This window comes from Streptomyces sp. NPDC058239 (genome assembly GCF_042882185.1).
In the GTDB taxonomy this organism is placed as follows: domain Bacteria; phylum Actinomycetota; class Actinomycetes; order Streptomycetales; family Streptomycetaceae; genus Streptomyces.
In genome coordinates, this window is the sequence record NZ_JBHVWS010000044.1 from 36777 (window position 1) to 54106 (window position 17330).

The following is a 17330-nucleotide window of genomic DNA, read 5'->3' on the forward strand; positions in this document are numbered from 1 at the left end:
TTCCTCTGGTCCCTCTGGCCCGGCGCCTAGCGGATGTTCGGGTCGAAGGTGAAGATCACCAGCGTGCCCAGCAGGACGGTGAACACCGTGGCGGTGTACAGCAGCATCTTCAGCCAGAAGCGGGTGTTGTCCCGTTCGGCGTAGTCGTTGATGACCGTACGGAGGCCGTTGGCGCCGTGCAGCATGGCCAGCCACAGCATCGCCAGGTCCCAGATCTGCCAGAACGGCGAGGCCCAGCGGCCCGCCACGAAGGCGAAGCCGATCTTGGACACGCCGCCGTCCAGCACGAGCTGGATCAGCAGGTGGCCCAGGACCAGGACGACCAGGACGATGCCCGACAGGCGCATGAAGAGCCAGGCGTACATCTCGAAGTTGGTGCGCGAACCCTTGGGGGTCTTGCCGGTCCGCTTGCGCGGCGGCTCGATGACCGGGGCCGGGTGGTCGACGTCGTAGAGGCGGACGCCCTCGACGGAGCCGATCGCGGCGGAGGACTCGGTGGACATTGGCCTCAGCTCCCGAAGACTTCGCGTACGGCGTGGCCGAGGACGGGGTACAGGGCCCCGACCATCAGCACGACCCAGACACCCACGACGGACCAGAGCATCTGCTTCTGGTAGCGCGGGCCCTTGGCCCAGAAGTCCACGGCGACGATGCGGAGACCGTTCAGCGCGTGGAAGAGAATGGCGGCCACCAGGCCGTATTCGAGGAGCGCGACGATCGGCGTCTTGTACGTGGCCACGACGTCGTCGTAGGCCTCGGGGGAAACGCGGACGAGAGCGGTGTCCAGGACGTGTACGAACAGGAAGAAGAAAATGAGGACACCGGTGACTCGATGAGCCACCCAGGACCACATGCCTTCCCGGCCGCGGTACAGCGTTCCAGCCGGCACGGAAGAACCCTCCGGGAGCGGGGATTGGGGCCGGCCGGCTTGACTGTCGGTCTGACCCGGCCGGGTACGGTCCACCGGCCCCGGCCATCGTAGCGACGCTTTGTCGGTTCGTTCGCGCGGGGGCCTCTGGTGTGATCAAAGTGGCAATCAAACAGCCACGGACGGGCTAGAACAGGCTGGGCGGCAGGGCTGACCGGCCCGTTCCGTTATGAACCCGATACCAGCTCGATGATGCGGCCCCGGGCGAGTCGCCGCATCTCGTCCGCGGTGACCACCCGCTCCTGGTCGGGGTCGTGGCCCAGCCTGGCCCGGATTCCGGCGAGCACCTGGTCCGGCTGTTCGGCGGGCTCGAATCCGTCCAGGCAGATCACGAAGACATGGCCGAAGCGGCACTCGTACGCCGCGTGCGCGGCCCGGAGCGCCAGATGGGCGGAGTACGGCGCGGCGTGGTGCAGTCCGGGGGAGACCTCGGCGGCGAGTGCCTCGGCGAGATCCGGCGGGGGCAGGTCGTACCCCGCCTCGTCGGCGGCGGCCAGCAGTGCGTCCAGGTCGGGGTACGGGCGATGGGCGGCCACCCGCACGGCCCAGCGCCGGCTGCCGCAGCAGTCCAGCAGGGCGGCCTCGGCCTCGGCGGACGGTGCGGTGTTGAAGCGGTCGAGTTCCGGGGCGTCGGCCCGGTCGTGTGCCGGTCCGGAGTTCTGGACGGGTACGGCCGTCCGGGTGGCCGGTCGTCGCAGTCGCTTCGGGAGGCCGGCGTGGGACTCGCTGGACCTGGACAGCGTGGGGCTCCTCGAATCAACGGCATCTGTGAACCTGGTGTGGGGCGGGACGGGTGAGACCAGGCGGATGCAGGGTGAAGGGAGAGACGAATGTGCCTCAAAGGTACCGAGGCCGGGCAACGGTCGTCCGACGGATACGCGAACTTCACCCGGACGGGAGAGTTTCGGAACGTCTGATGGACCGTACTTCAAGGAGATTGCCCAGCTGTCTCCTGACTTATCCTCTATTTCCCTCAATATCGGAGGTTTCTGACCGATGTCGCCCTCACGCGGCGCTCTTGTGGCCGGTGCGGTCCTCACCGCGGCGGCTGCCGCGACGATCGCCGTCGTCGTCTGGCCGGAAAGCTCCGAGAGCGGACTCGCGGGGGAGTCGGGGTCCCGCACTCCCTCGCGCGCCTCGGCCGCCCCCTCGCCGACCCGGAGCTACCCGCTCTCCACTGCGCCCCGCACCATCCCCGCCGTACGCGAGCACATTGCCGCCCGCGGCCCCGGCTGGCGGCCCGGCCCGGCCGCCGGGGTCGTCATCGCCGACGGCAGCGGGACGCTCGCGGACGAGGGGCAGCTGCTCGCCAAGGAACTGAAGATCCACTACCGGGGTGACGTCCCCGCCCGCGCGGGCGATGTGGAGCTGGCCCTCACTCCCGGCAAGGGCACCCCGGAGTCGTACACCCTCAGAGCGCACGACGGACGGGTCACGATCAGCGGCCCCGACCAGGCCGGTGTCTTCTACGGAACCCGAACCCTGAAACAGTCGGTGCGTGCCGACGGCGAACTGCCCGAGGGCGAGGTGCACGACCGCCCCGACCGGCCGCAGCGCGGCCTCAACCTCGACATCGCCCGCAAGTACTACACCGTCGCCTGGATCGAGGACCGGCTGCGCGAGATGGCCGACCTCAAGCTCAACCAGCTCGGCCTGCACTTCTCCGACGACCAGGCGTTCCGTATCCAGTCCGACACCCACCCCGAAGTGGTCTCGCCGCAGCACCTCACCAAGGCGGAGGTGCGGCAGATCCTCGGCCTCGCGGGCCGGCTGCACATCGAGGTCGTCCCCGAGATCGACTCCCCGGGCCATCTGGGCGCGGTCCTGCGCGCCCACCCCGACCTCCAGCTGCGCAATGTGTCGGGTGTGCGCTCGACCGGATCGCTCGACATCTCCAACCCGGGGGCGGCGAAGCTCATCGACGAACTCCTCGGTGAGTTCACCGAGCTGTTCGGTGGCCGGTACTGGCATCTGGGCGCCGACGAATACCGCGCCCTGATGGCGCGGGACCCGGCCGCCTCGTACCCGCAGCTGCAACGCGCCGCCCAGCAGAAATACGGACCACAGGCCGGCATCAAGGACCTCGCCACCGGCTGGCTCAACGACCGCGCGGCGGTGGTGCGCCCGCACGGCAAGCAGCCCAAGGCCTGGAACGACGGCTTCTTCCGCGACGGAGTCGTCCACGCCGACAAGGACATCGAGGTCGAGTACTGGACGGGCAAGGAGTACGGCGCCCGGCTGCCGGAGGAGTATCTGCGCGAGGGACGGCGCGTGGTGAACCTCAACGACGAGTTCCTCTATTACGTACTCGGTCAGCCCAACAACTTCGTCTACCCCACGGGCAGGCGGATCTACGAACAGTGGACCCCGCTCGTCCTGCGCGGCACCCAGCCCGTCCCGGCGCGCTACTCCGGCCAGATCCTGGGCGGCCGGTTCGCGGTCTGGGGCGACCTCCCGCTGGCGCAGACTCCGGCGCAGGTTGCGCAGGGCATCCGGATGCCGCTGCGGGCGACGGCCCAGAAGCTGTGGGCCCCTGGCAAACCGGCGCTGAGCTGGGATCAGTTCCAGGCACTGGCCGCGCGGATCGACGGGGTGGGCTGAGCGGGGCGGACCGGATCACCTGTGGACAGCGCGGTGGGCCGAGGAGCCGCAGGAGGTCATCGACACGGCGGGCCTGGTGATGGCGTCCGATGCGTTCGACATCGTGGCGGCGGTGCTCCCGATCCTCTTCGTACGCAGGCTGACCCGGATGCAGGGGGAGCGGGCGGCCCTCGGCGTGTATCCGCTCGGCGCACAGCCGTCGGCAGGCCAGACCCACTGAGGGACGCAATTCGGCCTCCGTGGTGACGATTTTGAGCCATCCGGCGCTGAACGCGGTAACGGGAAGCGCCATGTCCTCGTGCGTGCACGCACGAGGACGGGCCGACGGGAGACGCCGATGAGCCTGCTGGAACTGATCGCCACCGCTGACGAGCGGGGGCTGGCCGCGAGCGCGGTCGCCTGCCTCGACCGCTGTCTGCCGCAGCCCGCCGACGGGGCCGATCCGGATCCGCTGCGCCCGCTCTGGGCGGGGTGCGCGGACGGCTCCGCGTGGCCGGACCGCCTCGCGGAGGTGCGCGCGGTGCTGGATGCGGCGCCCGATACGGAGGGGGCGGCGCCACAGATCCGGAAGCTGCTGGGCGAGGCACCCGTGGACCGGGCGGCGCCGGAGCTGCGGGAGTGGGCGGATGCCTGTTCGCTGCTGGCCCTGGAGGTCCACCTCGGGCAGGATGCGACGCCGCCCGCCGGGGCGGAAGCGGTGCGGTACTGCCGCGAGGGCGATCCGGAGGGGGCCGGTCCGCTGCTGGCCGGGGAGTTGCGCCGGCAGGTCCGGATCCTGGAGATGCTGGCGGAGACCACCGAGGCGTCGGGGGCGGGTGCCGGATTGCGCCAGGTGCTCGATGTGTCGACGGAGGGGCAGCGCGTGCTGCGTGCGGCGGTTTCGCGCCGGGCGCGCGGGCGGGGGTAGGCGCATCGACACCGCTTCGAGCTGGTCGACGGGGGATCGGTGCTGGGCGGGATCCCGGACCGGCCGAACGGAGAGAACCGAGGGGAAACGAGGACGACCGGGGCCGCCACCCCCCACAGGAGAGGCCCCGGTCGTCTTCCGCGGGGCCGTAGGACGACCCCGTACTCTTCTCAGCGCCGTCGCTGCGTTTTCTGTCACACCGCCCCGTGTCGGAAGAATGTTGCAGGTTGTACAAGTCATGGACGCGACCCCCGCGAAGGACGTAGCGTGCTGAGTCGCGCAGGGTGGCGCGGCAGTGATGACCAGCTGCGATTCAGGACAGCAGGGCAGGTTGAGGGAGTGCTGGGGGACGACGCGGAGCTCACTGCCGCGGTGCTCGCGGCGCAGGACGGGGACGAAGACGCCTTCCGTACTGTGTACCGCGCTGTACAGCCGCGACTGCTGGGCTACATACGGACACTTGTGGGGGATCCGGATGCCGAGGACGTGGCGTCCGAGTCCTGGCTGCAGATAGCGCGCGACCTCGACCGGTTCAGCGGCGACGCCGACCGCTTCCGCGGCTGGGCGGCACGGATAGCCCGTAACCGCGCCCTGGATCATCTGCGGATGCGCGGCAGACGCCCAGCGATCGGCGGCGACGAGTCGGAGCTGTCGGAGAGGCCGGCCGAGTCCGACACCGCCGACGAGGCGATGGAGGCCCTGGCCACCGGCCGCACGATGTCGCTCATCGCCCAGCTGCCCCAGGACCAGGCCGAGGCCGTGGTGCTGCGGGTGGTTGTCGGCCTGGACGCGAAGAGCGCGGCCCAGACGCTGGGCAAGAGGCCGGGGGCGGTACGCACCGCGGCACACCGCGGACTGAAGCGGCTGGCCGAGCTGCTGCGCACGGACGACGTGGACAATGACGGCGGGTGCCCCGGTGACGGGGCCGGCGAGGGAGGCGACGACCGTGCCGAAGGCGGCGCGGGCATCGCCGCGGACCGTGTTCCCGCGGGCGATCCGGCGGATCCGCCCGCCCCTCGCGCAAGCACGGCAGGTCGGACGGCGGAACTCGGCGCCGTGCCCGCCCAGCGCCCCTCCCACAACGGTTCGGTGGCGCCGGCCGGTGTGACGCATTCGCGTCTGTGGACGCAGAAGGACATGTGATGGCCGACGAGCACTACGAATGGCTTGACAAGGACGCGGCGGAGAGATTGCTCTGCGGCGAACCGGTCGATCCCGTGGGCGGTCAGTCGCGTACAGAAGCGGAACGGCTCGCGGCAGCGCTGGACGCCGCCGCACGGGCCGCCCGCCCGGCCACCGGCGAACTGCCGGGCGAGGCCGCGGCGCTGGCCGCCTTCCGCACCGCCGCGCAATCCGCGCGCGCACGGACACGGGCGGCGAACGCGCAGGTGAAGGGGTACGCCGAGAAGACAGGCGAACCGGCACCGGCCGGCGTACTCGAACCGGTGCACATCCGGCCCACCTCCGGCGGCTTCGCCCCGCACCGCTCTTCTGCCTCCGGCCGTACCCGCTCCCTGGGCTGGAGCCGGCCCATCCGCTTCGGCCTGGTCGCCTCCTTCGCGGGCTGCGCGCTCGGCGGGGTGGCGGTGGCGGCGAGCACCGGGATGCTCCCCGGACCGTTCGGCGGGCACACCCCCGTACCGGCGACCTCCGTCTCCGCCGCGGCGACGCCCGAGGAGCTCGGCTCGGGGGCCGTCACCGACGAGAGCCCGTCCGCACAGCCGCCCGCCTCCCCGGAGACGGGGCCCTCCACACCCCCGGCGGATCCCCCCGCCCCCACCGGTGACCGGGACAACGGCAGAACCGGCAAGGGCGAGGACCGCAAGGGCGACGTCAACCGGAAGCCGGACGGCACCGCGAGCGGAACCCCGAACGGCACCGAGGACGGCAAGCAGTCCGACGGCTCCGGGAACGGCAATTCCGGCAACTGGTACGCCAAGGCGCTCAAGGCCTGCCGCGACTACCGCGACGGCAAGCTGGACGACGACCGCAGGCGGTATCTCGAAGCGCTGGCGAAGGGCGCCCGCAATCTGGACCGGTTCTGCGACCGCCTGATCGCCAAGGACACGGACGGCCAGAACGGCCCGGGCAGCGACAGCGGCGGCGACCAGAGCGACGACGGCGATTCGAACGGGGACAGCGGCGGCTCCAGCACGCTCCCGGCGATCCGGTTCACCACCTCGCCGTCGCCCTCGACCCCGGTCTCCTCGTCGACAGCGGACCGGGCGTCCCTCGGCGCCGTCGGATCGCCCGGCTGAGAGCCGTGCGCTCCAGTCCCTTTCAAGCCGTCCACCACAAGGTGTGACGTTTTTCGAGGCCACGGCGCAGTACAGAGTGAGCCGACTGGTCATCGGCAGCGCACAGAGCCGGGGTTCCCCCCGTACCTGCGGCTCAGCGCATTGGCGCGGGCGGGACACGTTCCCCCGGTCCCGTCCGCGCCCCTTTCCTTCCGGCCGGACCGGCCCTACCCGTAGACGACGACCTTGTCGCCCGTCCTCACCTGGGCGAAGAGCGAGGCGATCTTTCCCTCGTCGCGGACATTGACGCAGCCGTGCGAGGCGCCGCTGTAGCCACGGGCCGCGAAGTCCGCCGAGTAGTGCACCGCCTGGCCGCCGCTGAAGAACATCGCGTACGGCATGGCCGTGTGGTAGATCGTCGACACATGGTGCCGTGACTTCCAGTAGACGGAGAAGGTGCCTTCGCGGGTCGGCGTGTACTGGGAGCCGAAGCGGACGTCCATCGACGAGACGACGCGGCCGTCGATCATCCATGACAGCGTCCGGCTGTTCTTGCTGATGCAGAGCACCCGGCCGGTCATGCAGCGCTTGTCCGGCTTGGTGACGGGCAGGGCGGTCGGCGGATTCAGCTCGGCGGCCGTCGGCTCGTGCGTCATGCCGAGCAGCTTCTGCCAGGTGACGGTGTCCGTCCTGCCTGTCCGGGAGAGGCCGCGCTTGCCCTGGAAGGACTGGACGGCGGCGACCGTGACGGTGCCGTAGTAGCCGGTGGGGGAGCGGTCGAAGTGGCCGATCTGCCGCAGCCGGGCCTGCAGTTCCCGCACCTGCTTGCCCCCGGAACCGCTCGCCATCAGCGTCGTGCCCTGCGGGTCCGGCTTCGGCGTGGGCGTCGCGGTGGCCTCGGGGGACGACGACGGGTCCGGCGAGGGCGACTGCGATGCTGCGGGCTTGGCGTCGTCGGTCGCTGTGGCCCGGGGCGGTGACGACGGGGCCGCGGACGCACTGTCGGCGGGCTGCGCCTTGCAGCCGGCGGTCATGGCGAGAACGGCGAGCGCCGCCGTGGCCGTGGTCCCTGCCCGACCCCTTGCCCTGACCCGCGCCCTGCCCGGTGCCCTGCGCCGTGACGTGCTTCCGGTGATGCTGCCTATCATCTCGGCCCCCTGTTTCTCCGGTGTTCCATAAGACGGATTCCCGCTCTGCCCGGTTGCCAAAGCCCGCGCATGATGGGGAGAGCGGCGGCGCGGGTCGTGGGGGAGGGGCTGTGAGCAAGGTCCCAGCCCGTGCATCTCCACCGGTCTCGTGCCCGCCGCTACAGTCCGTCGCGGGAATCCTTGGTTACCAGTAAGTAGCTTTACCGAGCAGCTTCAGCGGGAGGCACAGCAGATGACGCGCGAGTCGGAGTCGGGACTGCCCATCGAGCCGGTGTACGGGCCGGACGCACTCGACGGGTGGAACCCCGACGACAAGCTGGGAGAGCCGGGTGCCTACCCCTTCACGCGCGGCGTCTACCCGTCGATGTATACCGGCCGGCCGTGGACGATGCGCCAGTACGCGGGTTTCGGTACGGCCACGGAATCCAACGCCCGCTACAAGCAGCTGATCGCCAACGGCACGATGGGCCTCTCCGTCGCCTTCGACCTGCCCACCCAGATGGGCCACGACTCCGACGCGGCGATCGCGTCCGGCGAGGTCGGCAAGGTCGGGGTGGCGATCGACTCGATCGACGACATGCGGGTCCTGTTCGGCGGGATCCCCCTGGACAAGGTCTCCACGTCCATGACGATCAACGCCCCGGCCGCGCTGCTCCTCCTGCTGTACCAGCTGGTCGGAGAGGAGCAGGGCGTCCCGGCGGACAAGCTGACCGGCACCATCCAGAACGATGTCCTCAAGGAGTACATCGCCCGCGGCACGTACATTTTTCCGCCGGGGCCCTCGCTCCGGCTGATCGCCGACATCTTCAAGTACTGCCGGGCCGAGATCCCGAAGTGGAACAGCATCTCGATCTCCGGCTACCACATGGCGGAGGCCGGGGCCTCGCCCGCGCAGGAGATCGCGTTCACCCTCGCGGACGGCATCGAGTACGTGCGTACCGCCGTCGCGGCCGGCATGGACGTCGACGACTTCGCCCCCCGTCTCTCCTTCTTCTTCGTCGCCCGTACGACGATCCTCGAAGAGGTCGCCAAGTTCCGCGCCGCCCGTCGCATCTGGGCGAGGGTGATGAAGGAGGAGTTCGGCGCGAAGAACCCCAAGTCGCTGATGCTGCGTTTCCACACCCAGACCGCGGGCGTCCAGCTCACCGCCCAGCAGCCCGAGGTCAACCTGGTGCGCGTCGCCGTCCAGGGCCTGGCCGCGGTCCTCGGAGGTACGCAGTCGCTGCACACCAACTCCTTCGACGAGGCGATCGCCCTCCCGACCGACAAGTCCGCCCGCCTCGCCCTGCGTACCCAGCAGGTCCTGGCGTACGAGACGGACGTCACGGCCACCGTGGACCCGTTCGCGGGCTCGTACGTCGTCGAGAAGATGACCGACGACGTCGAAGCTGCCGCCCTGGAACTGATGCTCAAGGTCGAGGACATGGGCGGTGCGGTCAACGCGATCGAGCGCGGCTTCCAGAAGAACGAGATCGAGCGCAGTGCGTACCGCATCGCCCTGGAGACGGACAGCGCCGAGCGTGTCGTGGTCGGCGTCAACCGCTTCCAGCTCGACGAGGAGGAGCCGTACGAGCCGCTGCGCGTCGACCCCGCGATCGAGGCCCAGCAGGCGGCCCGACTGGCGAAACTCCGGGCCGAGCGCGACCAGGGCGCGGTCGACGAGGCGCTGGGCCGGCTGAAGAAGGCGGCCGAGGGGACCGACAACGTCCTGTACCCGATGAAGGACGCCCTCAAGGCACGGGCGACGGTGGGCGAGGTGTGCAATGCGCTGCGGGAGGTGTGGGGGACTTATGTGCCTTCGGATGCGTTCTGAAGTGATGTCCACCCGCAGGGGTGATCTCTCGCTGAATGTCCATGGCCCCGGATAAGCTCATGAACAGTGGTCCCCGAAAGGAGGATGCCGTGGCCGTAATACAGCACGAGGAGCAGGTGCGGGAGCAGCCCGAGCTGACGCTCGGCGAGGCAGCCGAACAGCTCGCACGCTCGCTGCCCGGGCATCGCGTGGAGATTCTCCAGGGGAGGCTCACTGTGACACCACCAGCGGACGTATCGCATGCTCTGGCTTTGTCCTGGCTGGGCGAGGAGTTCGGCGCCCGGGCGCGCACGGTGGGGCTCAGACTCGTCCAGGGGGTCGGGCTGTGGTTGCCGTCCGGGCCGGAGGACTACGCGATTCCCGATCTGTCGGTCGTCGAGGCTGATATCAAGGACGCCCATGTCATGAAGAACTGCTACGCCGCCCATGCCTTCCGCATGGTGGTGGAGGTGACCTCCACCAACTGGGCGGACGACCTCGGTCCCAAGGTCGAGGACTATGCCCAGGCGGGCATTCCGGTCTATGTCGTGGTCGATCGCAAGCATGACCAGGTGCTGCTCTGCAGTGACCCGCGGGGCGGCGAGTACAAGAACAAGGTGCCCCACAAGCGCGGGACGTCGTTCACCGTGCCGGACGTGGTCGGTGTCGAGATGAAGCTCTCCGTGGACCGCCTCCTCGACGGCGACGAGGACTGACCCCGGATCTCCCTGAACCCCGCCCGAACGGAGTGTCGTACTCGCGTGCGACACTCCGTTTCATGCTGGGTGTCACCAATCTTCCGACCTATCTCGTCGGCCTCGTGCTGATCGTCCTTCTGCCGGGGCCGAATTCGCTGTACGTGCTCTCCGTCGCGGCCCGCCGCGGTGTGCGGACCGGGTACGTGGCGGCGGCCGGTGTGTGGACCGGGGACACCGTGCTGATGACGTTGTCCGCGCTGGGGGCCTCGTCGCTGCTGCAGACCACGCCGGTGCTCTTCGCCGTCGTCAAGTACGCGGGCGCGGGCTATCTCACCTGGCTGGCGATCGGGATGCTGCGGGCCGCGGTGGCCATGTGGCGCGAGCGGCTCCGGCAGGTGGCCGAGCTGGCAGAGGAGACCGCCGCGCCCGAGGCCGCGACGGCGATGGAGCGGCCGTACCGGCGGGCGCTGCTGGTGAGCCTCTTCAACCCGAAGGCGATCCTGTTCCTGATCTCGTTCTTCGTGCAGTTCGTCGACCCCGGCTATGCCTACCCGGCCCTGTCCTTCCTGGTGTTGGGCACCCTGCTGCAGATCGCCAGCTTCCTCTATCTGTCGATGCTGATATTCGGCGGCACCCGCCTGTCCGCCGCGTTCCGCCGCCGCAAGCGGCTGTCGGCGGGAGCCACTTCGGCGGCCGGTCTGCTGTTCCTGGGGTTCGCGGCGAAGCTCTCGCTCAGCAGCGTGTGACCGCGGCGACGCCCAGCGGGGCCAGGTACTGCGCCAGGCCCGAGGTGTCCTCGCCCGCCCAGCCGATGTAGCCGTCGGGGCGGACCAGGAACAGGCCCTTTCCGTACGCCTCGTAGGCATCCGTGCGGTGCACGCGGACCAGGTCGCTGTCGAACGCCGGGAGTTCGGTGTCCGTGCCGGCCGCCAGCAGCGTGAAGTGCGGGCCGCGGTAGATGTCGAAGAGACGCCGGCCCCCGGCCGTCGGTCCGTCCGGGGCGCGGTCGCCGGAGTGCAGGACGCCGGCCCGGCCCATGGAGAGCGGGCCTTCGCGGTAGCCGAGGCCGAGCTGCTGGGTCGCCGCGCCGCGTTCCTGCTCGCCCCGGTGGATACGGGTGGACAGGCCGAGCATGTCGGCGGCGATCGGGCGGCGCTCCTCCTCGTAGCTGTCGAGCAGGGCGGCGGGCGCGCCGTGCCGCAGCACCTGGCCGAGCTTCCAGCCCAGGTTGTACGCGTCCTGGACGCTGGTGTTCAGGCCCTGGCCGCCCGCGGGGGAGTGCACATGCGCGGCGTCGCCCGCCAGGAAGACCCGGCCGTCGCGGAACCGGTCGGCCAGTGCGGCGCGCGGCCGGAAGTCGGAGGACCAGAGGACCTCGGTGATGTCCTGCGCCGCCAGATGGGTGCGGGCGGCGACCAGTGCGCGCACCCCCTCCGGGGACGTGTCGGGCTCACCCTCCTTGAACTGGGCGACCAGCTGGAAGTCCGCCGTGCCGGGCAGCGGGCAGAGGGTGAGGAAGCCCTCTTCGCCGCTCATCACATGCCAGTTGAGCCGGTCCAGGGCGTCCTTCGCCACCCGCACATCGGCGACCAGCATCGGCGCCGGGTCCACGGACTCGCCCGTCATCGCGATCCCCAGCGCGCGCCGGACCGTGCTGCGGCCGCCGTCCGCCGCGACCAGGTAGGACGCCCGCACCGGGCCGGTGGACAGGCGGGCCGTTACGCCGTCCGCGTCCTGGCCGAGCCCGGTCAGCGCGGTGGCGAAGGCGACATCGCCGCCCAACTCGCGCAGCCGGGCGAGCAGGATCTCCTGGGTGCGCCACTGCGGCATCATCCACGGCTCCCCGTACGGCTCGGCCTGTGTCGGGGCCGCACGGCGGAACAGGTCGTGCTCCTGCTGCCGCTCCCCGTTCTGCCAGAGCAGCCCCACCGGAGCCGGGCCGCCGTGCTCGCGCACCGCTTCGCCGACCCCGAGGTCGTCGAGGACTTCCCTGGTGCGCGGCTGGATGCCCTTGCCGCGCGAGCCGGGAAAGAGGGCGGGCGCCTGCTCGACGACCAGGGCGCGCACGCCGCGGCGGGCCAGATCGCAGGCGAGGGCGAGGCCGCAGGGGCCGGCGCCGACGATCAGTACACCGGTTTCCTTAACGCTGTTAAGTTCCATGGTTCGGAGTGTGTGCTTAACGCTGTTAAATTGTCAAGGTGGGTACAACGAAGATCGACCGGGCGCGAGTGGCCGACACCGGGCTGCGGCTGCTGAACGAGGTGGGCCTCGACGGGCTCACCCTGCGTGCCATCGCCAGGGAACTGGACGTCAAGGCACCCGCGCTCTACTGGCACTTCAAGGACAAGCAGGCACTCCTCGACGAGATGGCCACGGTGATGTACCGCCGGATGCTCGACGGGGACCTGCCGGGACCGAACCCGGAGCGCTGGCAGGACCAGCTCGTCGCGTACAACAGCGCACTGCGCACCGCTCTGCTGCGCTACCGCGACGGGGCGAAGGTCTACAGCGGCGCCAAATTCACCGGAACCGACCACGCCGACGGTCTCGAATCCCATCTGCGCACGATGGTCGACGCCGGTTTCGAGCTGTGGCAGGCCGTCCGGGCGGGCACCACCGCCTACTCGTACACCATGGGCTTCGTCACCGAGGAGCAGGGCGTCCAGCCGATGCCCGACGAACGGCGCGACGGCTTCGACATCGCCGAACGCGCGCAGCGGATGGCCCGGTATCCGCTCGCCGCCGCGGCCGGTGCCGAGATCTTCGCCAACTACGACGAACGCTTCGAGGACGGCCTGCGGCTGATCGTCGCGGGCATCGAGGCACGGTACGGGGTGCTCTGAAAGACGCTCGTACCAGCGGGGGCAGTGCGCCGTTTCCTGTTCCGACAGGGCGAGTTCATCCGGTGGCCGTACAGGTTTCTTAGCGTGTCGTGGAACCGAAAACGCGCGCCGTGCATCCGCACCCCCCGATGGGGCGGGGCGCATCCTCCGGCGCGCTCCGGTGACCGCACACCCGGATACGCCCCTCCCCCCACGGGTACCAGACGCTTGGAGCGCCATGAGAGAAGCCCGCACCCGTTGGCCACGGCAACGTGACGCGGCCCCGCCCCAGGGCGTCACGTCGCTGCTTGCCGATGTCACCCCGACCGACCTGGACGTGTGTCTGCGCGCCTGCGCCGCGCACAGCGCCAAGCTGGTGGCGGGGCTCGACCGGCGGCGTACGGCACTCGCGGAGGCGCTGCGGCACCTGCTGGCCGTGCACGCCGCGGCACCGTCCGCGCAGCCCGCGCCCGCCACGTCCCCGATCGCGCTGATCCGGCGCCCCGGCAAGGCCCAGGCGGGCACCGCGACGGCCCTTGTCGACGACCTGCTCGACCCACTGCTCGCGGTCGGCAACAAGGCGCTGGACTGCGGTTACGAGGACGAGCTGAAGCTCGCGGTCCTCATCGGGGACACCGTGCTGACCCAGCGCAGGCGTTCACGGGCCGGCTGGCGGCTGCGGGCCAGGACGCTGGAGGCGATGGGCGCGGAGGACGCTGCCATCGAGGCGTACGAGCGCTACCTGGAGTTCACCGACGACGACGGCTTCGGCATCGCGGCCAAGGTCGTCGGCATGCGGCTGGGCGGTGACCGGCAGGACGAGCTGCTGCGGAGGCTGGAGCGCGACTGCCCCGGCGCCGCGGAGTTCGCCGACCGGCCCGTCACCGAGTCCTGGGCCGAGGGCCTGGCGCTCCGGGCGCGCGGCGACTGGGACCGGGCGAGGCCCCGGCTGGTCGGCGCCCTGCTCTCGCAGGAACGCGTCGGTGCCCCGGTGACGGAGCTCCAGGACGCCACGTCCCAGTACGTCGACCTGGCCATGGAAGCGGCCGGAACGGACCCGGCCGCCGTGGCCGGACTCACCGGAATCGTCGCGCTCTACGCCGAGCAGCGCAGAAGCCGTATGCGGGGCCCGGTCGAGGACCCCACCTTCGGTGGCGTCGAGTGGACCACGGTCGGCGAGTTCCGCAACCGGATAGCCGGCAAGTCGATCTGCCTCATCGCCAACTCCCAGCGTGTCGGCAGCAGTTCGATGGGCGCCGAGATCGACGGCTATGACCTGGTGGTCCGCTTCAACTCGTACCGGATCGACCCGGCGGCGACCGGACGGCGCACCGACATCCACGCCACCATCCACAAGCACGGCTTCAACTGGGACCAGAAGGTGCACACCCGGCTGGTCTTCGGCGGAGTCCCCGGCGACTGGAAATACTCCCTGCGCAACCGCCTCGTCCCGGGCGCCCAGCAGTACCTGGGCGACGAGTCGCTGCGCTGGCCGCTGCGGGACATCGGGCGCGTCGGCGCCGATGTCTGGCCGGCCATCCCCACCACCGGGTTCAACATGCTGTGGCTCCTCGACCACCTGGACGTCAGTAGCCGGCTCGACCTGATCGGCTTCGACTTCTACGAGAGCGGGGCCTACCGCCTGCCCGGCGCGATGCGGATGCCCATCACCTCCGTGCACGAGTACACCAGCGAGAAGGCCTGGGTCATGGAACGCGCCCAGAGCGTCACCGACATGAGGATCCGACTGCGATGACGACTGCCACGACCCTTCTCACCACGGCAGTTCCCGCGTCGCCCGCCCCCGCCAACGCGCTCACCGGCAAGCGCCGGGTCGCCTTCGCGAGCTTCGTCGACGAGAACTACCTGCCCGGCTTCCTCGCCCTGCTGCGCAGCCTCGCCCTCTCCAACCCGAACGTCTGCGAGGACTTCCTCGTCCTGCACGACGGGCTGCGCCCCGCCTCCGTCGCACAGATCCGGGCGCTGCACCCACGCATCGACTTCCGCCGCGTCGACGCCGAGCACTACGACTCGTACGCCAAGGGCGACCAGGACAACTACCTGGTGCGCAAGGCCTACTTCATCCTCGACGTGTTCCGGGTGCGCGACTACGACACCGTGATCACCCTGGACACCGACATGGTGGTCCTCGACGATCTCGGTGAACTGCTGCAGCTGCGCGACGGACTGGCCGCAGTACCGCAGTTCTTCTACGGGCAGCACAAGCTCAACAGCGGGCTGCTGGTGATCCAGCGCGAGTATCTGAGCGACGCGTTCTGCGCGAAGCTCGACGAGGTCGGGCGGGCCGGTACGTACGAGCTCGACAAGCACGACCAGGGCATCCTCAACGCCGTGCTCGACGGTGACTTCGTGCAGCTCGACGCCCGCTACAACTTCGTCAAGCGCCGGCTCTCCGGCGACCTCCCGGTCCCCGACTCCACCGTGATCCTGCACTTCACCGGGCGGCACAAGCCCTGGCAGGGCGGCGAGTCCGGCTACCGCGAGGCCCAGGACCGCTGGCACGAATTCGAGCTTTCCGACGCCGAGTTCCACTCCGCGTACCTGGCGCTGCCCGGCGCCAAGCACCACGATCTGCTGGTCCACTACGGCACCCCGCACGTGCTGCGCACCGGTTCCCCGGAGGCCGCCCGCAAGGTGGCCGCCGCCCACATCGCAACGGGCGAGTACCAGGAGGCGGCCGATCTGCTGGGCCGGGTCCGGATACCCGTCGACGAGGCCTGGCCGCACGAGGTGTTCGGCCACGCCCTGATGAGCGTCTCCCGCTACGAGGAGGCCCGCGCCCGGCTCCTGCTCGCCACCGCGGCCCCCAACCGGGCCGCGACCGCCTTCGGGCGCCTCGCCCAGATCGCCTGGATCCACGGCGACGACGACGCGGCGGCCGGCTACGCCCTCAAGGGCCTCGAAGTCGACCCGACCCACCGCGCGAACCGGCTGATGTACAAGCGCACCACGGACGTGCCCGCACCCGTGGAGGGCCCCGCATCCGGCCAACTCGCCCATGTCGCCTTCTACATGGAGCGGCAGGGCAATGCCGGGGACAAGCTGCTGCCCGAGAGCGTACGGCTGGCCTTCGGCCGGGACACCGGTCCCCGGCGCTGGCACTCGATCCACGCCCACCGGCTCTTCGACGAGGCCGCGCTGGAACGGGTCAACGAGCGTCGCGGACTGGTCATCGGCGGCGGCGGCCTCTTCATCCCGGACACCGCGCCCAACGGCAACAGCGGCTGGCAGTGGAACGTCCCGGACGGACTCCTGGACCGGATCGACGTGCCCGTCATGGTGTACGCGGTCGGCTTCAACGCCTTCGACGGCCAGGCGTACGGCCACGGCCGGGACCGGTTCCTCTCCTCCCTGCGGAAGCTGGTGGAGCGCGCCTCGTTCTTCGGGCTGCGCAACCACGGCTCGATTGAGAAGGTCCGGGAGCTGCTGCCGTCGTCGCTGCAGGACAAGGTCCGCTTCCAGCCCTGCCCGACCACGGTCACCAGGCAGCTGGTGGACGGCTGGACCGACCCCGTACAGCGCGAGAACACCGTGCTGATCAACGCCGCGTACGACCGGTCCGGGCTCCGCTTCGGCCATGACTACGGGCACTTCCTCGCCGAGATGGCCACCGCGGTGAAGGAGCTCGGCAAGCGCGCCGAGGTGCAGTGCGTGGCCCACTCGCTGGACGACGAGCGGATCGCGTTCGACCTGCGGCGCGAGCACGGAATCGCGCTGCCGGTGATCCCGATGTACGACTTCGGCAACGACGAGATCCGCGACACCTACGCCCGTACGAAGCTGGTCATCGGGATGCGCGGCCACGCGGGCATGATCCCGTTCGGCTGCGGTACACCGATCATCAGCCTGATCTCGCACCCGAAGATGGCGTACTTCCTCTCCGACATCGACCGCCCGGAGTGGGGCATCTCGGTCCACGACCGCCACCTCGGCGCCCGGCTCACCGAGCGGGCGGCCGGACTGCTGGACCACCAGGAGGCGGCGGTCGCCGATGTGCACGGCCGGCAGCAGGAACTGTGGAAGGTCACCGAGGCCAACGCGGCGGACCTGAGGGTGATCCAGGGCGGCGTGGGCGCCGGACGGCGCCCGGGGCGGGGCGGGGGGGGGGGGGGGGTCACGCGCCCCCCCCCCCCGCTAGGGGGGCCCCCCCCCCGGCCCCCGCCCGCGCCCCACAAA

Annotated in this window: 15 protein-coding genes and 1 pseudogene; 11 read left to right on the plus strand and 5 right to left on the minus strand. The window is 70.4% G+C overall.

Going from position 1 to position 17330, the window contains the following annotated elements; genetic code table 11:
- Positions 1-26 precede the first annotated feature (26 nt).
- The 3 genes from ACFVYE_RS34355 to ACFVYE_RS34365 all read right to left on the minus strand — a co-directional run bounded on the left by ACFVYE_RS34355 (position 27) and on the right by ACFVYE_RS34365 (position 1626).
- Entirely contained in the window at positions 27-503 is a 477-nt protein-coding gene (locus tag ACFVYE_RS34355) for a succinate dehydrogenase hydrophobic membrane anchor subunit (protein ID WP_383961832.1), read from the minus strand.
- Positions 504-508: 5 nt separating this feature from the next.
- Positions 509-889 carry a succinate dehydrogenase, cytochrome b556 subunit gene (gene sdhC, locus ACFVYE_RS34360; RefSeq protein ID WP_093900148.1) on the minus strand — a complete coding sequence of 127 codons (381 nt, stop codon included), beginning with the start codon at positions 887-889 and terminating at the stop codon, positions 509-511.
- A 206-nt stretch (positions 890-1095) separates the two neighbouring features.
- Positions 1096-1626, minus strand: coding sequence for a 2-oxo-4-hydroxy-4-carboxy-5-ureidoimidazoline decarboxylase (locus ACFVYE_RS34365; RefSeq protein WP_383961881.1), 531 nt, complete (start codon positions 1624-1626; stop codon positions 1096-1098).
- A 298-nt stretch (positions 1627-1924) separates the two neighbouring features.
- Here ACFVYE_RS34365 and ACFVYE_RS34370 point away from each other — a divergent pair, with 298 nt between their 5' ends.
- The 5 genes from ACFVYE_RS34370 to ACFVYE_RS34390 all read left to right on the plus strand — a co-directional run bounded on the left by ACFVYE_RS34370 (position 1925) and on the right by ACFVYE_RS34390 (position 6694).
- Positions 1925-3529: a glycoside hydrolase family 20 protein gene (locus ACFVYE_RS34370; RefSeq protein WP_383961836.1), complete on the plus strand. Its 1605-nt coding sequence runs from the start codon at positions 1925-1927 to the stop codon at positions 3527-3529.
- Between the two features lie 79 nt (positions 3530-3608).
- Positions 3609-3749 (plus strand): hypothetical protein, encoded by a 141-nt coding sequence (locus ACFVYE_RS34375; RefSeq protein WP_383961839.1) that lies wholly within the window; start codon positions 3609-3611, stop codon positions 3747-3749.
- 117 nt (positions 3750-3866) lie between these two features.
- A complete protein-coding gene (locus tag ACFVYE_RS34380; protein WP_383961841.1) occupies positions 3867-4436 on the plus strand; it encodes a hypothetical protein in 570 nt (189 codons plus the stop codon).
- A gap of 339 nt (positions 4437-4775) precedes the next feature.
- Entirely contained in the window at positions 4776-5579 is an 804-nt protein-coding gene (locus tag ACFVYE_RS34385; protein ID WP_383961884.1) for an RNA polymerase sigma factor, read from the plus strand.
- Complete coding sequence (locus ACFVYE_RS34390) at positions 5579-6694, plus strand: hypothetical protein (protein WP_383961844.1); 1116 nt, start codon at positions 5579-5581, stop codon at positions 6692-6694. Before ACFVYE_RS34385 ends, ACFVYE_RS34390 begins: the two co-directional genes overlap by 1 nt.
- Before the next feature lie 206 nt (positions 6695-6900).
- Here ACFVYE_RS34390 and ACFVYE_RS34395 read toward each other — a convergent pair whose 3' ends face one another.
- A complete protein-coding gene (locus ACFVYE_RS34395; RefSeq protein ID WP_383961847.1) occupies positions 6901-7821 on the minus strand; it encodes a L,D-transpeptidase family protein in 921 nt (306 codons plus the stop codon).
- A 232-nt stretch (positions 7822-8053) separates the two neighbouring features.
- Between ACFVYE_RS34395 and ACFVYE_RS34400 the strand changes: the two genes are divergently transcribed.
- The 3 genes from ACFVYE_RS34400 to leuE all read left to right on the plus strand — a co-directional run bounded on the left by ACFVYE_RS34400 (position 8054) and on the right by leuE (position 11057).
- The gene (locus tag ACFVYE_RS34400; RefSeq protein ID WP_383961850.1) at positions 8054-9634 is read left to right on the plus strand and encodes a methylmalonyl-CoA mutase; all 1581 of its coding nucleotides are present in this window, start codon (positions 8054-8056) and stop codon (positions 9632-9634) included.
- Positions 9635-9723: 89 nt separating this feature from the next.
- Positions 9724-10329, plus strand: coding sequence for a Uma2 family endonuclease (locus tag ACFVYE_RS34405; RefSeq protein ID WP_383961852.1), 606 nt, complete (start codon positions 9724-9726; stop codon positions 10327-10329).
- Between the two features lie 62 nt (positions 10330-10391).
- The gene (gene leuE / locus ACFVYE_RS34410; RefSeq protein WP_383961854.1) at positions 10392-11057 is read left to right on the plus strand and encodes a leucine efflux protein LeuE; all 666 of its coding nucleotides are present in this window, start codon (positions 10392-10394) and stop codon (positions 11055-11057) included.
- Here the strand turns inward: leuE and ACFVYE_RS34415 are convergent.
- Positions 11044-12471, minus strand: coding sequence for an FAD-dependent monooxygenase (locus ACFVYE_RS34415; protein ID WP_389608114.1), 1428 nt, complete (start codon positions 12469-12471; stop codon positions 11044-11046). The genes leuE and ACFVYE_RS34415 overlap by 14 nt on opposite strands.
- Positions 12472-12509: 38 nt before the next feature.
- On the opposite strand from ACFVYE_RS34415, the gene ACFVYE_RS34420 reads away from it, so the two are divergent.
- The 3 genes and pseudogenes from ACFVYE_RS34420 to ACFVYE_RS34430 form a co-directional block, all read left to right on the plus strand.
- A complete protein-coding gene (locus ACFVYE_RS34420; protein ID WP_389608115.1) occupies positions 12510-13154 on the plus strand; it encodes a TetR/AcrR family transcriptional regulator C-terminal domain-containing protein in 645 nt (214 codons plus the stop codon).
- Positions 13155-13371: 217 nt separating this feature from the next.
- Positions 13372-14889 (plus strand): hypothetical protein, encoded by a 1518-nt coding sequence (locus ACFVYE_RS34425; protein ID WP_383961862.1) that lies wholly within the window; start codon positions 13372-13374, stop codon positions 14887-14889.
- A pseudogene (locus ACFVYE_RS34430) lies at positions 14886-17213 on the plus strand (glycosyltransferase); the annotation flags it as partial. The gene ACFVYE_RS34425 and the pseudogene ACFVYE_RS34430, both read left to right, overlap by 4 nt.
- Between the last annotated feature and the right edge of the window lie 117 nt (positions 17214-17330).